The sequence below is a fragment of the Flavobacterium sp. genome (assembly GCF_046296355.1).
In the GTDB taxonomy this organism is placed as follows: domain Bacteria; phylum Bacteroidota; class Bacteroidia; order Flavobacteriales; family Flavobacteriaceae; genus Flavobacterium.
On record NZ_JBKBLM010000004.1, the window covers coordinates 37,349 to 59,460 of the forward strand.

The 22,112-nt window shown below is 38.7% G+C and carries 18 protein-coding genes and 1 tRNA gene; 7 read left to right on the forward strand and 12 right to left on the reverse strand.

The features are described from left to right. Window positions 1-58: 58 nt before the first annotated feature. From ACK4HO_RS03585 to ACK4HO_RS03615, 7 genes are read left to right on the forward strand one after another with little or no spacing between them, the layout of a single operon-like run. Window positions 59-1,105: an aldose epimerase family protein gene (locus ACK4HO_RS03585; RefSeq protein WP_409662674.1), complete on the forward strand. Its 1,047-nt coding sequence runs from the start codon at window positions 59-61 to the stop codon at window positions 1,103-1,105. Window positions 1,106-1,107: 2 nt separating this feature from the next. Continuing rightward, the gene (locus ACK4HO_RS03590; protein ID WP_409662677.1) at window positions 1,108-2,175 is read left to right on the forward strand and encodes an arabinogalactan endo-beta-1,4-galactanase; all 1,068 of its coding nucleotides are present in this window, start codon (window positions 1,108-1,110) and stop codon (window positions 2,173-2,175) included. A gap of 2 nt (window positions 2,176-2,177) precedes the next feature. After that, window positions 2,178-3,194 carry an arabinogalactan endo-beta-1,4-galactanase gene (locus ACK4HO_RS03595; protein WP_409662680.1) on the forward strand — a complete coding sequence of 339 codons (1,017 nt, stop codon included), beginning with the start codon at window positions 2,178-2,180 and terminating at the stop codon, window positions 3,192-3,194. A gap of 3 nt (window positions 3,195-3,197) precedes the next feature. After that, window positions 3,198-5,606, forward strand: a complete 2,409-nt coding sequence (gene galA, locus ACK4HO_RS03600; protein WP_409662683.1) for a beta-galactosidase GalA — start codon at window positions 3,198-3,200, stop codon at window positions 5,604-5,606. Further along, window positions 5,606-6,793, forward strand: coding sequence for a galactokinase (gene galK / locus ACK4HO_RS03605; RefSeq protein ID WP_409662685.1), 1,188 nt, complete (start codon window positions 5,606-5,608; stop codon window positions 6,791-6,793). Before galA ends, galK begins: the two co-directional genes overlap by 1 nt. Then, window positions 6,774-7,826 carry a UDP-glucose--hexose-1-phosphate uridylyltransferase gene (locus ACK4HO_RS03610; protein ID WP_409662688.1) on the forward strand — a complete coding sequence of 351 codons (1,053 nt, stop codon included), beginning with the start codon at window positions 6,774-6,776 and terminating at the stop codon, window positions 7,824-7,826. The genes galK and ACK4HO_RS03610 overlap by 20 nt, the downstream gene beginning before the upstream one ends. A gap of 1 nt (window position 7,827) precedes the next feature. Then, window positions 7,828-9,498: a sodium/sugar symporter gene (locus ACK4HO_RS03615; RefSeq protein ID WP_409662690.1), complete on the forward strand. Its 1,671-nt coding sequence runs from the start codon at window positions 7,828-7,830 to the stop codon at window positions 9,496-9,498. Window positions 9,499-9,501: 3 nt separating this feature from the next. Here ACK4HO_RS03615 and ACK4HO_RS03620 read toward each other — a convergent pair whose 3' ends face one another. The 12 genes from ACK4HO_RS03620 to mraY all read right to left on the reverse strand — a co-directional run bounded on the left by ACK4HO_RS03620 (window position 9,502) and on the right by mraY (window position 22,108). After that, window positions 9,502-10,317: a zinc-dependent peptidase gene (locus ACK4HO_RS03620; RefSeq protein WP_409662693.1), complete on the reverse strand. Its 816-nt coding sequence runs from the start codon at window positions 10,315-10,317 to the stop codon at window positions 9,502-9,504. Between the two features lie 45 nt (window positions 10,318-10,362). Beyond that, window positions 10,363-10,436: transfer RNA gene (locus ACK4HO_RS03625), tRNA-Arg, on the reverse strand. A gap of 88 nt (window positions 10,437-10,524) precedes the next feature. Further along, a complete protein-coding gene (locus ACK4HO_RS03630; protein ID WP_409662696.1) occupies window positions 10,525-10,974 on the reverse strand; it encodes a GatB/YqeY domain-containing protein in 450 nt (149 codons plus the stop codon). A gap of 240 nt (window positions 10,975-11,214) precedes the next feature. Next, complete coding sequence (gene ftsZ / locus ACK4HO_RS03635) at window positions 11,215-13,185, reverse strand: cell division protein FtsZ (protein WP_409662699.1); 1,971 nt, start codon at window positions 13,183-13,185, stop codon at window positions 11,215-11,217. Between the two features lie 34 nt (window positions 13,186-13,219). Next, window positions 13,220-14,599: a cell division protein FtsA gene (gene ftsA / locus ACK4HO_RS03640; protein ID WP_409662702.1), complete on the reverse strand. Its 1,380-nt coding sequence runs from the start codon at window positions 14,597-14,599 to the stop codon at window positions 13,220-13,222. 6 nt (window positions 14,600-14,605) lie between these two features. Next, entirely contained in the window at window positions 14,606-15,328 is a 723-nt protein-coding gene (locus ACK4HO_RS03645) for a cell division protein FtsQ/DivIB (RefSeq protein ID WP_409662706.1), read from the reverse strand. Continuing rightward, complete coding sequence (gene murC, locus ACK4HO_RS03650) at window positions 15,325-16,665, reverse strand: UDP-N-acetylmuramate--L-alanine ligase (protein WP_409662709.1); 1,341 nt, start codon at window positions 16,663-16,665, stop codon at window positions 15,325-15,327. The genes ACK4HO_RS03645 and murC overlap by 4 nt, the downstream gene beginning before the upstream one ends. 39 nt (window positions 16,666-16,704) lie before the next feature. Further along, window positions 16,705-17,799, reverse strand: a complete 1,095-nt coding sequence (gene murG, locus ACK4HO_RS03655; RefSeq protein WP_409662712.1) for an undecaprenyldiphospho-muramoylpentapeptide beta-N-acetylglucosaminyltransferase — start codon at window positions 17,797-17,799, stop codon at window positions 16,705-16,707. 3 nt (window positions 17,800-17,802) lie between these two features. After that, window positions 17,803-19,113, reverse strand: a complete 1,311-nt coding sequence (locus tag ACK4HO_RS03660; RefSeq protein ID WP_409662714.1) for an FtsW/RodA/SpoVE family cell cycle protein — start codon at window positions 19,111-19,113, stop codon at window positions 17,803-17,805. Between the two features lie 21 nt (window positions 19,114-19,134). Then, window positions 19,135-19,524 carry a four helix bundle protein gene (locus ACK4HO_RS03665; protein ID WP_409662717.1) on the reverse strand — a complete coding sequence of 130 codons (390 nt, stop codon included), beginning with the start codon at window positions 19,522-19,524 and terminating at the stop codon, window positions 19,135-19,137. A 29-nt stretch (window positions 19,525-19,553) separates the two neighbouring features. Continuing rightward, complete coding sequence (gene murD, locus ACK4HO_RS03670) at window positions 19,554-20,888, reverse strand: UDP-N-acetylmuramoyl-L-alanine--D-glutamate ligase (protein WP_409662719.1); 1,335 nt, start codon at window positions 20,886-20,888, stop codon at window positions 19,554-19,556. Further along, window positions 20,888-22,108 carry a phospho-N-acetylmuramoyl-pentapeptide-transferase gene (gene mraY, locus ACK4HO_RS03675; RefSeq protein ID WP_187659720.1) on the reverse strand — a complete coding sequence of 407 codons (1,221 nt, stop codon included), beginning with the start codon at window positions 22,106-22,108 and terminating at the stop codon, window positions 20,888-20,890. Before mraY ends, murD begins: the two co-directional genes overlap by 1 nt. Window positions 22,109-22,112: the final 4 nt, after the last annotated feature.

Consider the following 22,112-nt stretch of genomic DNA (forward strand, 5'->3'; position numbering starts at 1 on the left):
AGTGGTATGTACAATAAGAATAAAACAATAATTTCGTTATCAGATTGATAAAAAAGTCATGATAAAAAATCATATTTCACAAATATACGATGCGTTAAATACGAAATTGTACGGTTTAATGCCTGACAACAAGGAGGTTTTATGCTATACTTTAAGCAACAAAAAAGGCATGGAATTCTCCATAATCAATTATGGTGCAACAATTACCTCAATAAAAATCCCAACTTCAAACGGACAAAAAACGGATGTAGTTCTGGGTTTTGACACTTTAGAAGATTATATCAATTCTTTTGATTTACCAAGTGCACCTTATCTCGGAACGGTTGTAGGAAGATATGCCGGACGAATCAACAACGCTTCTTTCAAATTAAATGGAGAAAAAGTACAACTAACCAAAAACCACAATTCCCATCAAATTCATGGTGGATTAGAAGGTTTTAGTCGAAAGTTTTGGGAAGTCACTTCAATCCATTCTGATAAAAACCCATCGATTACCTTAGAATATACAAGCATAGATAACGAAGAAAACTTTCCGGGAGAACTAAAGGTAAAAGTGACTTATACTTTAACTGAAAGTAATGAACTCAAAGTAACTTTTCAAGCCAAATCTACCGAAGACACTATAATCAATTTAACCCAACACAGTTATTTCAATCTTGACGGACATTCGAAAGATATCAAAATGCAAAAGCTCTTTATCAATGCCAAAAACCTATTAGAAACCACTCAAGAATTGATTCCAACCGGAAATTATACCAACTTAAAAAATCATGCTTTCGATTTTTCTAACCCAAAAAATTGTCCAACATCCATAGACAACACTTTTGTTTTAGAAAGCAAAGAAGCGGTAACACTTTACAGCGAAAACACTAAAATAAAAATGACGATTTTAACCAATCAACCCGGAGTTCATATTTATGTCGGCGGTAATTGTTTTGGCCAAATCAAAGGAAAAGAAAACGCCGATTACCATACAACCAGCGCCATTTGCTTTGAAACACAGAACTTTCCGGACGCACCTAATCACAATCATTTCCCAAGTGCAATCCTGAAAAAGAATGAAGAGTATTTACACCAAACCACATTCAAATTTGAAAATTTATGATCATGAAGAAGCTGTTTTTTATTTTATTGTCAATCTTATTATTTTCATGTTCTTCAGACAGTAATTCTGAAAACGAACCAATAATAGAAGACGAATTTATTCGTGGTGCCGATATGTCTTACTTACCTTTAATTGAAAGCGAAGGCACCGTTTACAAACACGATGGCGCAAATCAAGACCCAATTGTAACCTTAAAAAATGCGGGCTGCAATACTATTCGAATGAGGCTTTGGCAAAATCCATCCAACGCACATTCCGGAATGGTCGAAGTAAAAGCCTTTGCTCAGAGAGTGAAAGCTGCCGGATTAAAAGTGTGGCTAACCGTTCATTATTCAGACACTTGGGCTGATCCGGTAAACCAAACCAAACCTGCTGCTTGGCAAACCATGAGTTTTACAGCCTTAAAAACAGCAGTTTCAGATTACACAAATTTGGTAATGACCGAAATCAACCCGGATATTTTTCAAATCGGAAACGAAACCAACGACGGCATGCTTTGGCCTGAAGGCAGATTGTCTACTAATGAAACCCAATATTTAGAACTGGTTTCAAGTGCGACTGCAGCCATCAGAGGCCAATCTACCACAACCAAAATCATGTTACACCACGCCGGAACATCAGGCGCAGATTGGTATTACAGCAAAGTAGCCAACATCGATTATGACTATATCGGTCTTTCCTATTATCCGATTTGGCACGGAACTGATTTGGTGGCTTTGCAAAACACAATGAACACTTTGGGACAATTGTATGACAAAAAAGTGATTATAGCCGAAACAGCTTATCCGTTCACTTTTGGATACAACGACTACACTAATAATATAATTGGTTTGTCCAACCAAATTCTCCCTGCTTTTCCTGCTACAGAAATCGGTCAGAAAGCATTTCTTTCCACAATAAAAAACACCATAAACCAGAGCACTCACGGCATTGGATTTTGCTATTGGGGTGCTGAATGGGTAGCTTTCAGAGGACCAACATCAACCAACGGTTCGCCATGGGAAAACCAATCGCTTTGGGATTTTAATAACAATTCACTTCCTGTTTTGGAGGTTTTTAATGCTGAATAATTATGAAACTAAAATCAATCATCTTTTTGATACTTCTGATAACTGAAGTAAGCTTTGGACAAAATAAAAAAGCCGCTTTTTCAAAAGGTGCCGATGTCGGTTGGTTACCCCAAATGGAAGCCACAGGCTATAAATTCTACGATTCAGATGGCAGTGAAAAAGATTGTCTGCAACTGTTAAAAGACCGTGGCATGAACTCTATTCGGCTTCGTGTTTGGGTTAATCCCAGTGATGACAAAGCCAGTGGACATTGTAGTAAAGAAGAAACCGTTACCATGGCATTGCGCGCCCAAAAAATGGGATTCCGAATCATGATTAACTTTCACTACTCTGATTCTTGGGCTGATCCGGCGAAACAGTTCAAACCCAAAGCTTGGGAAAAACATTCTTTTCCTGAATTACTTAACGATGTTTATAATCATACTTTTGACGTAATCAATGCTCTAAAAGTAGCTGGCGTTACTCCGGAATGGGTACAAGTAGGGAACGAAATTCCGGGCGGTATGATGTGGCCGGATGGAAGCACAGAAAATTGGCCTCAACTCGGACAACTTTTAAACAAAGGTTACGATGCGGTAAAAGCCGTGGACAAAAACATCAAAGTAATTGTTCATGTCGATGAAGGAAACAATAACGCTAAATTCAGAAAGTTTTTCGATAACGCAACGGAACAAAAGGTGAGATACGACGTAATTGGATTATCTTACTATCCGTATTGGATTAAAAAAGATTATTCTGAAACCATAGCCGATTTACAATTCAACCTAAACGATATGGCCAAACGCTACGATAAAGAAGTCATGGTAGTTGAAGTTGGTGGTGAAGATGACAAAGTGCAAAATACTTACGAACTTTTAGCCGCAACCATTAAAGCCGTAAAAAGTGTTCCAAACAACAAAGGAATTGGCGTTCACTACTGGGAGCCACAAGGCGCCAGAAGTTGGAGTCATTATGCTTTGAGCGCTTGGCAAGCCGACGGAAAACCTTCTCCTGCTTTGGACGCTTTTAAAGAAAATTAAGATATGAAAAAAACACCATACCAATTTATTCTTGTCCTCTTTTTAATCGTTGACCTTTCAGCGAATGCACAAGAAAAAATAAGTCTCGACGAAGATTGGAAGTTCCATTTCGGGCATGCCGCTAATCCTGAAAAAGATTTTGATTATAGCAAAACCGCCTTGCTTCATAAATCAAATGTATTTGCTACTACAGTGGTCAACCCAAAATTTGTGGATACTGCTTGGGCATCCGTAAACATTCCTCATGATTGGGTTGTCGAACTTCCTTTTGTCAATTCTCCACAAGTAGAAATGGACAGTCACGGTTACAAACCGGTTGGCGGAATGTATCCTGAAACGAGTATTGGTTGGTATCGCAAACATTTCACAGTAGACAAATTAAAAAGCAACAAGCGCTTCGAACTTCAATTCGATGGCATCTACAGAAATGCTGAAATTTGGATTAACGGGTTTTATGTAGGCACCAATTTCAGCGGCTATGTTGGCAATTCTTATGATGTTACCGATTACATCAATTTTGAAGGAGAAAATGTAATGGTCGTTCGCGTTGATGCCACACAATATGAAGGTTGGTTTTATGAAGGCGCCGGAATTTACCGCCACGTTTGGCTAAACATAACCGATAAAGTATTTATTCCGAATGATGGCATTTTTGTACATGCTGAAGTAAAAGGGAAAAATGCCACTGTAAACATTGAAACTACAGTTCAAAACAACAATTTACAAACTTCCAATGGTTCTGTCTACAGTTATATTACGGATAGAAGCGGAAAGGTTTTGGCCAAAACTGCTGAACAAAAAATTACTTTGGGTATCCGAAAAGACGTTACGGTTAAGCAAAAATTAAATTTGAACAACGCTCACCTTTGGTCATTAGACGATCCTTACTTATACCGAGTAATATCTGTGGTAAAATCCGGAAATCAAATAGTGCATCAAACCAAAACACGTTTCGGAATCAAAACCGTAAAATTCGACGCCAATAAAGGGTTTTTCTTGAATGGCAAAAAAATCAAGATTCAAGGCACCAACAACCACCAAGATCACGCCGGAATTGGCAGTGCATTACCAGATTACATGCAATATTATCGCGTAAAATTGTTGAAAGAAATGGGATCAAACAGCTACAGAGCAAGCCATAATGCGCCCACTTCCGAACTTTTAGACGCATGTGATAGCTTAGGCATGTTAGTTTTAGATGAACAACGTTTGTTAAACAGTAGTCCGGAATATATTGACCAATTCAAACGATTAATCAAACGCGACAGGAATCATCCGTCCGTATTCTTGTGGTCGATAGGCAATGAAGAACAAAACATTCAAGGTAACGATTATGGCAAAAAAATTGCCCAAACCCTTTTGGCGATTCAACAAGATTTAGACCCAAGCAGAACCAGCACTTATGCCGCTGATATGGCCAATGCTTACAAAGGCGTAAACGAAGTTATTCCGATTCGCGGCTTCAATTATCGGGAATATGCAGTAGCTGATTACCATCGAGATCATCCTAACCAACCTTTGTTGGGAACCGAAATGGGAAGTACAGTAACGACTCGCGGCATCTATGAAAAAGACAGCATACGAGCTTATGTTCCCGACCAAGACATTACCCATCCATGGTGGGCAAGCAAAGCAGAGACTTGGTGGAAACTCGCTGCCGAAAATGATTTTTGGCTTGGTGGTTATGTGTGGACCGGATTCGATTATCGCGGTGAACCAACGCCTTACAAATGGCCGAATATCAGTTCGCATTTCGGGATTATGGATGTTTGCGGTTTCCCGAAAAACATTTATTACTACTATCAAAGTTGGTGGACAGATAAAGATGTATTACACATTTCTCCGCATTGGAACTGGCCGGAAAAAGTAGGTAAACCAATCGAAGTTTGGGTAAATTCGAATGCAGACGAAGTAGAGTTGTTTCTAAACGGAAAAACTTTAGGCAAAAAAACAATGCCGAGAAACAGTCATTTGAAATGGCAAGTCGATTACGAACCGGGAATACTGGAAGCCATTGGTTACAAAAAAGGCAAAAAAATAACTTCCAAAGTCGAAACCACCGGAACAGCTTACAATGTAGTACTGTCACCTGACAAAACCACTTTAACCGCCGACGGAAAAGATGCTTCTGTCGTCAATATTTCTATCAAAGATGAAAAAGGACTTGAAGTACCGACTGCGGATAATATGGTGAAATTCTATCTTTCGGGCGATGCCAAAATCATTGGCGTCGGTAATGGCGATCCAAGTTCGCACGAACCGGATAAATGTCGTGATGGTGCTTGGCAAAGAAGTGCGTTCAACGGAAAATGCCAAGTGATAATTCAAGCCGGAAAAACGTCAGGCTCCATAAAATTAGAAGCAAAAGCTAGCGGATTGGTTTCAGCTTCAACAATTATACTTTCCAAATAATGAAGAAGAAACTCATCCAACATACAACGGAACATTTTGAAAAAATCTTTCAAAAAACACCCGAAACTATTTTCCTTTCACCGGGAAGAATCAATATCATTGGCGAGCACGTTGACTACAATGATGGTTTTGTAATGCCTGCCGCTATTAACAAATACATCTGTTTTGCCATTTCGAAAAACGACAATTCAGAATGTACATTAGTGGCCAAAGATTTAAACGAAACTTACAAATTTGATTTAAACGAAGAATTAAAACCAATAGACAAAATGTGGGTCAACTACATTTTAGGCGTGTTGCACCAATTGAAAGACAAAGGTCTAATCAATGGTTTCAACATCGTTTTCAGCAGTACAATTCCAATGGGCGCCGGACTTTCTTCTTCAGCCGCATTAGAATGTGGCATTGGTTATGCCATGAACAAGCTATTTAATTTGGGTTTAACTAAAGAAGAAATTGCCTTGATTGGTCAAAAATCCGAACATACTTTTGTGGGTGTTAATTGTGGCATAATGGATCAATTTGCCTCGGTTTTCGGGAAGAAAAATAGCGTTATTAAACTCGATTGCAATACTTTGGAATATCAATATTACAAAGCCGATTTCAAGAAATATTCGTTACTTTTATTAGACAGTAATGTAAAACATACCCATTTGACTTCAGGCTACAATGTCAGAAGGCAAGAAGTAGAACAAGGTTTAGCGATAATAAAAAACCATTTTCCACAGGTGAAAACTTTCAGAGATTGTAATGAAAACATGGTTTTAGGATTGAAAGAAACTTTGGGTGATGTTATTTTCAGACGTTGTCATTTTGTGGTAAAAGAAATCCAACGCGTCTTAGATGCTGCGGATGCTTTGACCATTTCTGATTTCAAAAAATTGGGCCAATTGATGTCGGAAACGCATGAAGGTTTGTCCAAAGAATACGAAGTAAGTTGTGCCGAAATTGATTTTCTAGTGGATGCCGTACAGCATGAAAAATCAGTGCTCGGCTCCAGAATGATGGGCGGCGGATTTGGGGGTTGTTCCATCAATTTGATTGAAAAAGGAACAGAAAATGACTTAATCGAACGCATTTCATTACAATACCGAAACGCCTTTGGTATCGAATTAAAAGCTTACAAAGTAAAAATTTCAAAAGGCACAACGCTATACAAAACCAACAATGACATCATTCAACAATAACGAACATCCACATAGAAGATACAATCCTTTGCTCGACGAATGGATTTTGGTTTCCCCACATCGCGCCAAGCGTCCGTGGCAAGGTCAAAAAGAAACGGTTCATGAAGACAATCGTCCGGAACACGACAAAGATTGCTATTTATGCGCCGGAAATGTTCGTGCCAATGGCGTAAAAAATCCCGATTATACCGATTGCTATGTCTTTGAAAATGACTTTTCGGCTTTGCTGAAAGAAGAAGTAACTTTTGAAAGTAAAGCACAATCACTGTTCCAATTAAAACCGGAACGCGGTATTAATAAAGTGGTTTGCTTTTCACCCAAACACAATCTCACGCTGCCTGAAATGGAAGTTTCAGACATCGAAAAAGTAGTCCAAACTTGGGCAGCGCAATACATCGAATTGGGCAGTCATGATTTTATCAATTATGTCCAAATTTTCGAAAACAAAGGCAGCGTTATGGGTTGCAGTAATCCACATCCGCATGGGCAAATTTGGGCGCAATCTTCGTTACCAACACAAGTCGATAAAACGCAAAAAAACCTTCGCGCGTATTACGAAAAAAACAAAACCAGCTTGCTGAAAGATTATTTGGACCAAGAATTAAAAAAGGAAGAACGCATCGTTTTAGAAAACGAGCACTTTGTGGTTTTAGTTCCGTTTTGGGCGACTTGGCCTTATGAAACGATTATTATCAGCAAAAGACATTTTGGCAATATCATCGCAATGAGCAATGAAGAAACCAAAGCTTTTGCGGAAATCATCAAAGGCATAACGATGAAATACGACAATCTTTTCGAAACGTCTTTCCCCTATTCTTCCGGAATTCACCAAGCACCGACTGACAGGGTTTCGCATCCTGAATGGCATTTCCACATGCATTTTTATCCACCGTTATTGAGAAACGCTACTGTGAAAAAATTCATGGTTGGCTACGAAATGCTGGGCGAAGCACAACGCGATATTTCACCTGAACAAAGTGCCAAAATTTTAAGAGACTTACCAAACCAACATTACAAAACTAAAACCACCTAGTATGCAAACTTTAGCCACCCAAGATTATATTGTTTTCTTCGCGTATTTCGTCATTATTGTCGGCTACGGATTTTGGATTTACAACCGAAAAAAGAAAGCACAAACCAGCAGTAACGATTATTTCCTGGCTGAAGGTTCGCTGACTTGGTGGGCGATTGGCGCATCATTGATTGCGAGTAACATTAGTGCGGAACAATTTATTGGGATGAGCGGAAGCGGTTTCAAAATGGGATTGGCAATTGCGACTTACGAATGGATGGCAGCGGCTACGTTAGTAATTGTTGCGATTTTCTTTATGCCGGTGTATTTGAAGAATAAAATCTTCACGATGCCTCAATATCTCAATAAGCGATACAACAGCAATGTGGCGATGATTATGGCGGTATTTTGGTTGTTGCTTTATGTCTTGGTAAACTTGACTTCTATTCTGTATTTAGGTGCTTTGGCGATTAGCAGTATTTCAGGGTTGAACATTACTTTTTGTATGATATTCTTAGCTTTCTTTGCCGTGATGATTACGTTGGGCGGCATGAAAGTAATTGGTTATACCGATGTGATTCAGGTGTTCTTTTTGATTTTGGGTGGATTGGTAACGACTTATTTGGCTTTGAATTTAGTGGCTACCGAATTTGGTTCCGAAGGCGTAATCAACGGATTTAATTTAATGCGAGAGAAAGCGGATGACCATTTCCACATGATTTTCGACAAATCGAATGCAAATTACATGGATTTACCGGGATTGTCGGTGTTGATTGGCGGAATGTTGATTATCAATTTGAATTATTGGGGTTGTAACCAATACATCACGCAAAGAGCTTTGGGCGCCGATTTAAAAACGGCTCGTGGCGGCATCTTATTCGCAGCTTTCTTAAAACTATTAATGCCTGTCATCGTGGTTTTACCGGGAATCGCCGCTTATGTTTTATACCAAAACGGGCATTTCCAAACCGAAATGTTACAAGATGGCAGTGTAAATCCTGATAGAGCGTATCCTATTTTATTGAACTTATTACCGGTTGGTTTAAAAGGATTGTCGTTTGCGGCTTTAACCGCTGCGATTGTGGCTTCGTTAGCCGGAAAAGCCAATAGCATTGCGACGATTTTTACTTTAGACGTTTATAAAACCAAATTGAATGTCGATGCCGATGAGAAAAAATTAGTCAACATTGGAAAACTGACCATCATAACGGCAATGATAATTGCAGTAGTGGTTGCACCGTTTTTAGGGATTGACAAAAAAGGAGGTTTCCAATACATTCAGGAATATACCGGTTTTGTGAGTCCGGGTGTTTTTGCGATGTTTATTCTTGGTTTCTTCTGGAAAAAAACGACTTCTAATGCGGCACTTTTTGCTACCATTGGCGGTTTCTTATTCTCTATTCTATTCAAGTTTATGCCGGCTTTTGTCGATTTGTCATTCTTGAATCCGATGGGATTTGCGGTGCCAAATGCCGATGGCGTTTACGAAATTCCGTTTATTGACCGTATGGGATTTGTATTTGCGATTTGTGTGATTGGAATGTACTTTATCAGTATGTATGAAACTCGCAAAGGCGTTAAACCAAACGGTTTAGAAGTTGATAAAACGATGTTTAAAATGTCGCCAAGTTTTACCGTTGGAATGCTGGTAATCGTATCTATTTTAGCGGCTTTGTATACAATGTTCTGGTAGGAATTAGTGTTTGTGATTCAGCATTTTGCTGACATTCTCAAACAGTTCCGGGAATTGTGTTTTAAATTCATTAGGCGTTTCAAAATAATGCTCAATGATGACTGAAATGAATTCGAAATGATTGGTATAAGCATAAATCCGAAAATACTCGGAATCGATTAGCTTTTGTCTGTTGGGCGCATGATTAACTTCTTTGTGAAGTCGGTCATGTTGCTTCCGAAAAGCCAACGAACTGCCGTCATCGCTGCGCAAACTATGGTGATGGATGACATGAGAAAACTCGTGAATGCCTAAGTTTAAGTTGTCATTACCGATTTCATATCCGGCTATAAAATCTTTCCACGAAAAGACCACAGCTTTCATTCTCGGATTGAATTCGCCTTTGTGGTATTGCTCGGTATGGCTGGAATAATATTCTTCGGGGTAAATAATGATTTTGTCAAAAGAATTTATCAGATAACGTCGCATACCGAAGGTTAACATCACATAAGTACCGGCAATCAGGGTTTGTACTTCTCTGTCGATTTGAAAATCCTCTCTTGGGATAAATTGATAGGTTTCTTTAAAACTCGCCAACCTATGGTGAAAATATACTTTGTGTTTCTCTGAAAGTTTTTGGTAAAAAGGGAATTTTTGTCTGAGAAAAGATTCTTCTTCAAGGCTTATTTTTTTTGGATTCAAATACAGATGAATATAAAGTGGTCTGTGGAGAAGAGCGATTGAGATATCATCGAGCACACTCATGATGAACATAAAAAAGAAGAAGAAAAAAGCGCCCAAAAGAAGTAGGCCAACCACTATGATAAAAATAACTTCCATTGGCTAAAGATATAAAAAAAGCCCAAGTAATTCTTGAGCTTTGTGTGACCCTGAAAGGAGTCGAACCTTCAACCGCTGGAGCCGAAATCCAGTGCTCTATCCAATTGAGCTACAGAGCCATTTTAAAGTTTGAAGTACGAAGTACAGAGTTTGAAGATAAATCTACTTCGTACTTCGTACTTCCAACTTCGCACTTTGTACTTTTAATTATGTCAATAATTTTTTAACAATAGTCGAAATGGTTTTACCATCGGTTTTACCGGCTAAGGCAGCTGAAGCTTTCCCCATAACTTGTCCCATGGATGCCATACCTGAGAAACCGCCTTCAGTGATAATTTTTGCAACCGTAGTTTCTACTTCTGCTTCAGATAATTGTGCCGGCAAAAACTTTTCGATTACGGCTACTTGAGCCAATTCGGGTGCGGCTAAGTCGGCACGGTTTTGCTCGGTATAAATGTTGGCGCTGTCTTTTCTTTGCTTAACCAAACGTTGCAACAATTTAATTTCATCTTCAGAAGATAAAGTATCGCTGGCACCGGCTTCGGTTTTGGCTAAAATGATGCCTGATTTTATGGCTCTTAAAGCTTCTAAAGCAACGGTGTCTTTGGCTCTCATGGCGTTTTTCATTTCGTCCATGATTTGTGTTTCTAAACTCATCTTGATATTAGATTTTAAATATTAGATATTAAATATGATTGGCTTTTAAGCCCCGATGGGAGCAAGTATCCTCGAAGAGATACTGCGGACAGCGGGAAAATGGATTACTGAAACTGCCCGAACCTTTCGCTTCCCAAACTAAATTTGGGACTAGCCTAAAAAGCACTGCGAAGTTAAAAAAAATAACCCGAAAATCTCAGTGAAATTTTCGGGTTATGCATTAAGGGCAAAAACTGTAGATTAGTCTACATTATCATGCAAGAAGGAATTATTGGTTCTGATTTGTAAATCATCGTTACTATCAGTTCCCAATGACATTCTTGAGTTTGAGCTATTGTCGGCGTTGTTTGACAGTTCAACTCCTAATCTTTTGTAAGCCGGTTCTTTTTCCATTTCCTCAATTCTTGACGGATTGTTGTGGAATTTGTAATTGAACTCTTTTAATTTTCTTCTGCGCTCGTCGGCTCTGTGTTTCAACGTTTCTTCGATAGTCATTTCTACCGGAGAAGCGTCGTCGAAGTAATTAACTGAAGTGGTTTGAGGTTTCTCGGTTTCCACAACTTGTTTCATGGTGATGTTTAACTCTTCAGCGATTGGCTCTTCTACGATTTTTGCGACCGGTTTAGAATTCAATAAGTCGTTTTCTAACTCCATGTACTCTTCCAAAGAATATTTGATTACGCCACCTTCGTTCAATTCCGTTACCGGAACGAATTGTACAGGCTCGTTTACCACTATTTCATTGGCCTCAGACAAATCGAAAACGATTCTGCTTTCTTCCACTTCTTGAACCACTTCTATCGTTTCCACTTTTTCAAATACAGGCGTTGCAGCCGGCATATCAAAAGTAAAAGTGATTTGCTCTTCTTCGATGATGTCTTGTGGTTCAACCACTTTCATTTCACGAACTTCAGGTGTGGTTACTTTGTAATCGATGTCCATGATAGGCGATACGATTTCGAAAGTCACGTCTAAATTGCGGATGAATTGGTTCATCGCGATTAATTCGTTGTCATTGATAGCCGTTGGAGCTGCTACTATGGTTTCAATTTCTTCTTCGATTAATTCGAATACGATTTTTTCTTCTTTAACTTCTGCTTTAGGTGTATCAACAATAGTTTGGAAAACTTCTACCGGTTTTTGGGTTAAGTCGCGCACCAATTTTTGATCGTCTTCTAAAGCGTGAACTATTTTCTTGGCTTCAATGTTTAAAAGTCCGTTTTGTTGTTCTTGATTAAAACCTGTAGCAATTATAGTTACTGCGATAGAATCTCCTAACGTTTCGTCTTCACCAACTCCCATGATGATGTTGGCATTGTGACCGGCTTCCGATTGGATATGGTCGTTGATTTCTCCAATTTCGTCAATGGTGATTTCGTTATTACCAGAAACGATAAGCAACAATACGTTTTTGGCACCAGAGATTTTATTATCATTTAACAATGGAGAATCTAAGGCAGAAATGATAGCATCTTTTGCTCTATTTTCGCCATTAGCCGTAGCAGAACCCATGATGGCTCTTCCGCTATTTTCCAATACTGTTTTCGCGTCTTTTAAGTCAATGTTTTGCGTGTAGTGGTGTGTAATTACTTCCGCGATACCACGAGAAGCAGTCGCCAACACTTCATCAGCTTTTGAGAAACCGGCTTTGAAACCTAAGTTTCCGTACACTTCTCTCAACTTATTGTTATTGATAACAATCAAAGAATCTACTTGTTTTCTTAATTTTTCAACACCCAACAAGGCTTGTTCCGAACGAACTTTTCCTTCAAACTGGAAAGGAATCGTGACGATACCAACGGTAAGAATGTCTCTTTCTTTGGCCAATTGCGCAATTACGGGAGCCGCACCAGTTCCTGTTCCACCGCCCATACCGGCAGTGATGAACACCATTTTGGTATTGCTGTCCAACATTTTTTCGATGTCGCCCACACTTTCCAAAGCGGATTGTTGTCCAACATCCGGGTTAGCGCCTGCGCCAAGACCTTCGGTTAAGTTCACACCCAACTGAATTTTATTGGGTACCGGACTGTTTTGAAGTGCCTGTGAGTCGGTATTACAAACGATGAAATCTACACCTTTGATTCCCTGTTTGAACATGTGATTGATAGCGTTACTTCCGCCGCCACCAACACCGATTACTTTAATCACATTTGATTGATTCTTTGGTAAATCAAATGAGATGCTTCCAAATTCTGAGTTGCTTATCATACTATTTTGGTGTTAGGTATTTATTCTGTTTAATCTATTCTGCGTTATCTAAAAAATCTTTAATCTTGTCCACATAGCGGTCAAAAAACGAGCGTCTGATTTTGTCTTCTGTAGTTTCCGCTTTAGGCTTTTCTTCAACGGCTTCTTCATTAACAATTTCTTCTTCTTTGGGTTCAAAAACCGGTTGTTGTACTATTGGTTTTGGTGCTTCCGGCGCTACCTCTTTTAATTCAATTTTGTAAGCACTGTTCGAATTGTTTTCGATACTGTTCATTACCAATCCTACTGCGGTAGCATATAACGGACTCGAAATTTCTTCTCCCGAATTACCTGCCAAATGTTCGTTTGGATAGCCAATTCTCGTGTCCATTCCCGTGATGTATTCCACCAATTGCTTGATGTGTTTCAATTGTGAACCACCACCGGTTAATACGATTCCGGCAATTAATTTTTTGCGTGGATCTTCGTGTCCGTATGCTTTGATTTCGGTGAAAACCTGTTCGATAATCTCCACTACTCTGGCGTGAATGATTTTCGATAAATTCTTAAGCGAAATCTCTTTGGGATCTCTTCCGCGTAAACCCGGAATGGAAACAATCTCGTTGTCTTTATTTTCTCCCGGCCATGCTGAGCCGAATTTAACCTTCAATAACTCTGCCTGTTTTTCAATAATTGAACAACCTTCTTTAATATCATCCGTAATTACGTTTCCACCAAAAGGTACGACCGCTGTGTGACGAATGATACCATCTTTGAAAATGGCTAAATCTGTTGTTCCCCCACCGATGTCAATTAAGGCAACACCAGCTTCTTTTTCTTCCTGACTCAAAACCGCATCGGCTGAGGCTAATGGCTCTAAAGTCAATCCTGACAATTCAATGCCCGAACTTTGAATACATCTTCCAACATTTCTGATAGAAGAGGCCTGTCCGACTACCACGTGGAAACTTGCTTCCAATCTTCCACCATACATTCCGATAGGTTCTTTGATTTCAGATTGCCCGTCAATCTTGAATTCTTGTGGCAATACGTGGATAATTTCTTCTCCCGGTAGCATCGCCAATTTGTTTACTTGGTCGATTAACAATTGGATGTCTCTTCCGCTGATTACTTCTTCAGGGTTTGTTCTGATTACGTAATCGGTGTGTTGTATACTGCGAATGTGCTGTCCGGCAATGCCCACTACCACATCGTTTATTTTGTAACCTGAATTATTTTCTGCTTCAAGAACTGCCTGTTGAATGGATTGAATCGTTTGCGTGATATTGTTAACAACGCCACGAGCCACACCAAGACTTTTGGATTTTCCGACACCCAAAATTTCCAATTTTCCATACTCATTTTTCTTGCCAATCATGGCCACAATCTTGGTTGTCCCAATGTCTAATCCGACTGCAATATTCTCTTTTTCCATAATCTTCTATTTAATGCACACCACTTGCTTGGTAAACTTCAAATTAATTCTTCGGTACTTGTCCAAAGTGCTATCTAAAACCGCCTTCTGAAAAAAGGCTTTGTAATTCTTAAATTTTCTCTCGATGTTAATAGTTCTCCCGAAATCAATTTGATAATCGTAATTTCTGTTCGCCATAATTAAGCCACCGCTAGGCAAAACCTGTACACCAATGATATTTTTCTTCAAAAAATCATCTTCCGCAATCATCCCTAAAACTTCAGATAATTTTTCCTTTTTTACTGCTGTAATTTCCCCCGATAATAGTGGCACTCTGGCGGTGTAATTCTCCGATAACGGCATTTTATTCCCCTCATTATCAATATAAAAAGAACCCGTTTCGTCAAACACTCTGCCTACTGGTGTTTTTTGTTCCACTACTGCTTTTAAAACCCCATCAACACTGACAAATACATCTGCTTTTTGAATCATTTGATGACTACTGACGGATTTTTCCAATTTATTCAAATCTAAACCATCTTTATTGATAGTTTTTAGGTCCTGATTTTTTTCTATTAACAATTTATTAACCATTTCAGGTTTCAAAAAAAGACTGTTTTCACCTACAAAAACCACTTCGGTTTTCGATATTTTTCGCAGGGCATTTCGGTGCGAAGTGAACGAAAATAGGAAGATAACGACCGAAATCATTAGCACTAATCTGATATTTGTCCAAGTGAAAACCTTCATGATAAAGCCAATTTAATTTTTGGAACCAATTCACCAATATCTCCTGCGCCGATGGTGACAATTATTTTAGCGCTGCTTTCTAAAATTGACGGAATTAATTCACCTTTTGTAACCAATTTTTTATTGTTATTTTCCATTTTTGAAAGCAACCAACTTGAGGTAACTCCTTCCATCGGTAATTCTCTGGCGGGATAAATATCTAACAGTAAAACTTCATCGAATTGCGACAAACTTTTGGCGAAATCATCTGCAAAATCTTTGGTTCTACTGAACAAATGCGGTTGGAAAATCGCCAACACTTTTTGGTTCGGATACAACTCACGAACGGCTTGATGCACTGCGTTAATTTCTGTCGGATGATGCGCATAATCATCTATGTAAACCAAGTCATTTGTTTTGATTTGGTACGAAAATCTGCGCTGAATTCCTTTAAATGAAGCCAAGGCTTTAGCAATGGACTCGGTCGGGGTACCAAAAGTCTTAGACATTGCTAAAGCCATCAAGGCATTCATTAAATTGTGTCTTCCGGGTAAACCGAATTTCAAATCGGTAATTGTTTCAGATGGCGTTTGCACATTAAAAACATAGAATCCGTTTTCAATTCGGATGTTGAAAGCTTTATAGGTTGAATCTTCATTAATTCCGATGGTTAAACCTTCGAGCGGCAAACCTTTTGGAACGAATAAATTGTTTTTATCTTCTACTTTATGGGCAAATTCACGGAATGAATCTTCAATCGCGGTTGCATCGCCATAAATATCCAAATGATCTGCATCCATTGAGGTTACGCAAGCAATATTTGGATGCAAATGCAAAAATGAACGATCGAATTCGTCAGCTTCTACTACCGTAACTGTTTTTCCGTTTCCGATTAAGTTGGAATTATAATTTTCTACAATTCCGCCTAAGAAAGCGGTAACATCTGCGCCACTTTCGTAAAGAATATGTCCCAAAATACTGGATGTGGTTGTTTTTCCGTGCGTTCCGGCAACGGCGAAACAAAACGTGTCTTTGGTGATGATGCCTAAAACCTCGGCACGTTTTTTTACCGTATAATTTCTTTCCAAAAAGTAATTCCATTCCGAGTGCGACACAGGCACTGCAGGTGTGATGATTACTAAAGTGTTTTCGGTGTAATAATCGCTTGGAATTAAACCAATATTATCTTCAAAATGAATATTCATTCCGGCCGCAATCAATTCGTCGGTTAACATGGTTGGCGTTTTGTCATACCCTGAAACATTTTTGCCAATGTTTTGGAAATAACGCGCCAAAGCACTCATTCCGATGCCTCCGATGCCGATGAAATAGACGTTATGGATTTGGTTTAGGTTCATTTAGTTACTGAGTAGCTGAGTCACTGTGTGGCTGAGTTACTATGCTTTTATTAATTTAATTATTTCTTCTACTATATCTTTGGTGGCGTTGGGTTTGGCCAATTTTTTAATATTTTGACTCAAATCTTTCTGCAATTCTTCATTTGAAATCAAATCTGAAAACGTGGTTTCAAACTTTTCATCCAATTCGTTTTCTTTTAAAAGAATGGCGCCATTTTTATCTACTATGGCTTTGGCGTTTTTGGTTTGATGGTCTTCGGCCACATTGGGTGACGGAATGAAAATGGTTGGTTTCCCGACCAAACACAATTCCGAAACAGATGAAGCTCCGGCTCGTGAAATCACAAAATCGGCTGCGGCATAAATCAAATCCATTCTATCAACAAAGGCAACGACTTGGACATTTTCTCTTTCGTTGAAATGTTGGTATTCGTCGAAATACAATTTCCCGCATTGCCAAAAAACCTGAATACCGCTTTCCAAAAGAAAATCTAGTTCTTTCGCAATTAATTGATTTACTCTTCTGGCGCCTAAACTTCCGCCTAAAACCAACAAAGTTTTTTTATTGGTGTCTAATTTAAAGTAGGCTTTACCTTCTTCTGTTTTAGTTGCCACATCAAGCAAATCCTGACGAACGGGATTTCCGGTGAATACTATTTTCTCTTTTGGAAAAAATCTTTCTAAATTTTCATAGGCCACACAAATGGCATTGGCTTTTTTGCTCAACAGTTTATTCGTAATTCCCGGATAGGAATTTTGTTCCTGAATGACGGTAGGTATGTTCAAGCTATTCGCCATTTGCAATAACGGTCCGCTGGCAAAACCACCGGTTCCGATTACCACATCGGGTTGGAAACTTTTTAATATTTGACGTGACGTCCACAAACTGCTTACTAATTTTAAGGGAAACATGGCATTTTGCAACGTCAATTTTCTTTGCAAACCGGTTATCCAAAGTCCGTTGATTTGGTAACCGGCTTGTGGTACTTTTTGCATTTCCATTTTGTCTTTGGCGCCAACAAAAAGGAACTCTGCTTCCGGGAAACGAGACTTTAATTCATTGGCAATCGCAACCGCCGGATAGATATGTCCGCCTGTTCCACCACCGCTTAATATGAATTTTAATTTGCTCATTTTTTATTTTCCTTTCAAAATTGGTTCCAATGGATTGGCTTTATCTTCGATAGAATAGCTTTCCAATTCGGCTTGTAATGCTGCTTTTTCTGCTTCTTCCTCTTCTTGTAATTGTTTGTCAATCATTCGTTGCAAAGCGTCTTCGCGTTTTTGCTTGTCGGCTAATTCTTCAGCGATTTCTTCTTCTTTTTTCGTCACACTTAAAATAATGCCGAGTGCGATACAAGTCATCCAAATGGAGCTTCCACCAGAACTAATCAAGGGTAACGTTTGTCCGGTTACGGGTAATAATTCTACCGCTACTGCCATATTGGTCATCGCTTGAAAAATAATTGGGAAGCCTAAACCGATGACGACGAGTTTGCCAAAAAGCGAATTGGATTTATGAGCTGCGACAACGAATCGGAACAACAAAAGTAAGTACATAAACAAAACTAAAATCCCTCCGAACAATCCGTATTCTTCAACAATAATCGCATAAATGAAATCGGAAGATGATTGTGGCAAGAAATTTTTCTGCACACTTTTTCCCGGACCTAAACCGTAAACACCGCCTGATGCGATGGCGATTTTGGCTTTTTCGATTTGGTAATCATCTTCATCGGGCTTATCGCTGGTGAAATTATCGATACGGTTTATCCAAGTGTCTACACGATTAGGGAAAGCTTCCGGAAATGCTTTGGCTACTAAGATGAAAAATGTCAGTCCTATAATTCCGGCACCGATTATGATTCCAATATATTTCAATGGATATTTTCCAATAAAAGCCAACATCAAAACCATTGAAAATATCAACGCTGCAGTGGATAAATTGGCCGGTAGAATTAGGATTACCGTGATAAAAACCGGTGTCCATAAATCCCATAAAGAGGATTGAAAAGTGATGGGTGTTTCTCTCGTTTTGGATAAATATCTCGCTACAAAAACGTATAAAACAATAGAAGCCAAAGCTGATGTTTGGAATGTAATTCCGATGAACGGAATCTGAATCCAACGGCTGGCATTGGCACCATCGATAATCGTTCCTTTGAGTAATGTATAAATCAACAATACCCAAACGACAGGCAATAACAAACGTGAAATCGTTCGGAAATAGTGATACGGTACTTTGTGGATTTTGTAAAGAATAAAAAATCCAACTAATACTTGCGCGCCGTGTTTTAATAAATACGTCAACGCATTTCCTGAACCGTGACGCATGTAAGCCAAATTACTACTCGCACTAAACACCGGCATAAACGAAAACAACGCCAACAAGGCCACGAATGCCCAGATGACTTTATCTCCTTTTAAGCTGTGAATTAGTTCTTTCATTTTAATATTAAATTTTAGATTTTAGATTTTAGATATTAAATATTTATATGTTTTGTTGTTCAATCTGTTGTTTACTGTTTTTAAGGTTGAAACGAAAATTGCCACTAGTTCACTTGATTCTTTTAGAGGAAATGCTAATTCAGATTTACTTATCCAGTTCATTTCGGCTATAATTTCAAGCCAAAATTGAGCTTCATCAACTTCTTCTAAAACAATATTCAACTTTGCTACAAACTCTTTATCACTTCTTGCTCTACAAACCGCTCTATAATTTGCTCCAACAGAAGTTGAGCTCTTGGCCAATTGATTAATGACAACTCTTGATGAAATTGAATTCGGCATTTTCTCGACTAAATTTAAAATCAGTAAAGAGAATTGCTTAGTTCTATTTTTTAACTCATCGTTTGTCATATTTGATATTTAATATCTAATATTTTATATTATAAATTCTGTACGGCTACTTTAAACTGGTTTCCTCTGTCTTCGTAGTTTTGGAACAAATCAAAACTCGCGCAAGCCGGAGATAATAAAACCGCGTCACCTTTTTCGGTTAAATGTTTGGCTGTGTTAACTGCGTCACGCATGTTGTCTACTTCTACCATCATATCGACTACATCACTGAACGCGTCGATGATTTTTTTGTTGTCTAAACCAAGGCAAATAATGGCTTTTACTTTTTCGCGAACTAACGGCATCAACTCGCTGTAATCGTTTCCTTTATCAACTCCGCCGACAATCCAAACGGTTGGAACCGTCATGCTGTCTAAAGCAAAGAAAGTCGCGTTGACATTGGTCGCTTTGCTATCGTTGATGTACTGCACATTTTGAATTTTGAGTACTTTTTCCAAACGGTGTTCTACGCCTTGGAAATTGGACAAACTCTCGCGAATGGTTTGCTTTCTGATTTTCATCAATTGGGCGACAGAAGTGGCAGCCATAGCGTTTTTCATGTTGTGTTTTCCTTCCAAAGAAATGTCCGCTGTTTTCATTTCAAATTCCTCGTTGTTGATGATGATGTCCATAGTATCGTTTTTTATAAAGGCTCCGTTTTCAAAAGTTTGTAATAGTGAAAATGGAATTAATTGTGCTTTTGTTTTGTTGTTTTGAAACCATTCTGAAATCGCTTCTTCATCGGCGTCATAGATGAAGAAATCGTCTTCAGTTTGGTTCATTGTTATTCTAAATTTTGATGCGATATAATTTTCATATTTGTATTCATATCGATCCAAATGATCGGGACTGATGTTTGTTAGAATTGCGATGTCCGGTTTATAATTTATTATGCCGTCCAATTGAAAACTGCTTAATTCTAACACATAGCAATCGTAGTTTTCTTCCGCCACTTGCCAAGCAAAACTCTTTCCGATATTACCGCCTAATCCAACATTCAATCCGCCTTCTTTGAGCAAATGGTAAGTCAACATGGTTGTCGTTGTTTTACCGTTGCTTCCTGTGATTCCTATGGTTTTGGCGTCGGTAAACGGATAAGCAAATTCTATTTCGGAAATAACTGAAATTCCTTTTTCCAATAGTTTTTTAACCAATGGCGCTTTCTCAGGAATTCCGGGACTTTTCATGACTACATCGGCATTGAGGATTAATTCCTCTGTATGCTTTTCGTCTTCCCATTGAATTTCATATTTGTTAAGAACGTCTCTGTATTTTTCTTTTATTTTTCCCATATCGGATACGAAAACCTCGTATCCTTCTTTCTTTCCTAAAATGGCGGTTCCAACCCCACTTTCTCCTCCGCCAAGTACAACCAATCGCTTCATTATCTCAGTTTTAATGTCACAATGGAAACGATGGCTAACAATATCGCAACGATCCAAAAACGGGTTACGATTTTACTTTCGTGATAGCCTTTCTTTTGGTAATGATGGTGCAATGGCGACATGAGGAAAATTCGCTTTCCTTCGCCAAAGCGTTTTTTGGTGTATTTGAAGTAGGAAACCTGCATAATCACGGATAAGTTTTCGGCAAAGAAAATGGCGCACAATACCGGTAACAACATTTCTTTGCGAACCGAAATTGCCAAAACCGCTATAATTCCGCCAATAGTTAAACTTCCTGTATCACCCATAAATACCGATGCCGGGAAAGAATTGTACCAAAGAAATCCGATTAAAGCTCCGACGAATGCCGAAATGAAAACCGTCATTTCACCAGAATTCGGGATGTACATAATATTTAAATAGCCTGAAAGAATCACGTTACCCGAAACGAAAGTGAAAATTCCCAATGCGAGTACGGAAATAGCAGAAGTTCCTGCGGCTAATCCATCGATGCCATCGGTTAAATTGGCTCCATTGGAAACTGCAGTGATGATAAAAATTACGATTGGAATAAAGATTAACCAAGCCCAGTTTTCATAACCTTCTCCGGTCCACTCAATGAATTTGGCATAATCCAACTCATTATTTTTAGTGAATGGAATGGTTGTCGTTGTTGATTTGTGCTCAATAGGTGTTTGAGAAATTACGTTTTCTGTTTGGTTAACAGTAGTTACGGCTTTTTCTCTAACGGTTACGCCCGGATGAAAATACAAAACCGAACCTACGATTAATCCTAAACCTACTTGCCCGATTACTTTGAAAATCCCTTTTAACCCTTGTTTGTCTTTTTTGAAGATTTTGATGTAATCATCAATGAATCCGATAGTTCCCATCCATAGTGTGGTTACTATTAAAAGGATGATGTAGATATTATTCAACTTCGTCAAAAGAATCACCGGAATCAACGTCGCAATAATGATGATTAATCCACCCATTGTTGGTGTTCCCGCTTTTTCATTTTGTCCTTGCAAGCCAAGTTCTCTAACCGTTTCTCCTACTTGTTGATTCCTCAAAAAGTTGATGATTTTTTTACCGTAAATGGTCGAAATCATCAAGGAAAGGATCAATGCTAAAGCCGAACGAAAAGTAATGTATTGGAAAACTCCGGTTCCCGGAACATCCATGGTTTTGTCGAGGTATTCAAATAAATAATATAACATAGGT

What these genes read in the sequence shown, in the direction of transcription:
- ACK4HO_RS03585 (WP_409662674.1), top strand. Translation starts at nt 59, where the DNA reads ATGATAAAAAATCATATTTCACAAATATACGATGCGTTAAATACGAAA.
- ACK4HO_RS03590 (WP_409662677.1), top strand. Translation starts at nt 1,108, where the DNA reads ATGAAGAAGCTGTTTTTTATTTTATTGTCAATCTTATTATTTTCATGT.
- ACK4HO_RS03595 (WP_409662680.1), top strand. Translation starts at nt 2,178, where the DNA reads ATGAAACTAAAATCAATCATCTTTTTGATACTTCTGATAACTGAAGTA.
- galA (WP_409662683.1), top strand. Translation starts at nt 3,198, where the DNA reads ATGAAAAAAACACCATACCAATTTATTCTTGTCCTCTTTTTAATCGTT.
- galK (WP_409662685.1), top strand. Translation starts at nt 5,606, where the DNA reads ATGAAGAAGAAACTCATCCAACATACAACGGAACATTTTGAAAAAATC.
- ACK4HO_RS03610 (WP_409662688.1), top strand. Translation starts at nt 6,774, where the DNA reads ATGACATCATTCAACAATAACGAACATCCACATAGAAGATACAATCCT.
- ACK4HO_RS03615 (WP_409662690.1), top strand. Translation starts at nt 7,828, where the DNA reads ATGCAAACTTTAGCCACCCAAGATTATATTGTTTTCTTCGCGTATTTC.
- ACK4HO_RS03620 (WP_409662693.1), bottom strand. Translation starts at nt 10,317, where the DNA reads ATGGAAGTTATTTTTATCATAGTGGTTGGCCTACTTCTTTTGGGCGCT.
- ACK4HO_RS03630 (WP_409662696.1), bottom strand. Translation starts at nt 10,974, where the DNA reads ATGAGTTTAGAAACACAAATCATGGACGAAATGAAAAACGCCATGAGA.
- ftsZ (WP_409662699.1), bottom strand. Translation starts at nt 13,185, where the DNA reads ATGATAAGCAACTCAGAATTTGGAAGCATCTCATTTGATTTACCAAAG.
- ftsA (WP_409662702.1), bottom strand. Translation starts at nt 14,599, where the DNA reads ATGGAAAAAGAGAATATTGCAGTCGGATTAGACATTGGGACAACCAAG.
- ACK4HO_RS03645 (WP_409662706.1), bottom strand. Translation starts at nt 15,328, where the DNA reads ATGAAGGTTTTCACTTGGACAAATATCAGATTAGTGCTAATGATTTCG.
- murC (WP_409662709.1), bottom strand. Translation starts at nt 16,665, where the DNA reads ATGAACCTAAACCAAATCCATAACGTCTATTTCATCGGCATCGGAGGC.
- murG (WP_409662712.1), bottom strand. Translation starts at nt 17,799, where the DNA reads ATGAGCAAATTAAAATTCATATTAAGCGGTGGTGGAACAGGCGGACAT.
- ACK4HO_RS03660 (WP_409662714.1), bottom strand. Translation starts at nt 19,113, where the DNA reads ATGAAAGAACTAATTCACAGCTTAAAAGGAGATAAAGTCATCTGGGCA.
- ACK4HO_RS03665 (WP_409662717.1), bottom strand. Translation starts at nt 19,524, where the DNA reads ATGACAAACGATGAGTTAAAAAATAGAACTAAGCAATTCTCTTTACTG.
- murD (WP_409662719.1), bottom strand. Translation starts at nt 20,888, where the DNA reads ATGAAGCGATTGGTTGTACTTGGCGGAGGAGAAAGTGGGGTTGGAACC.
- mraY (WP_187659720.1), bottom strand. Translation starts at nt 22,108, where the DNA reads ATGTTATATTATTTATTTGAATACCTCGACAAAACCATGGATGTTCCG.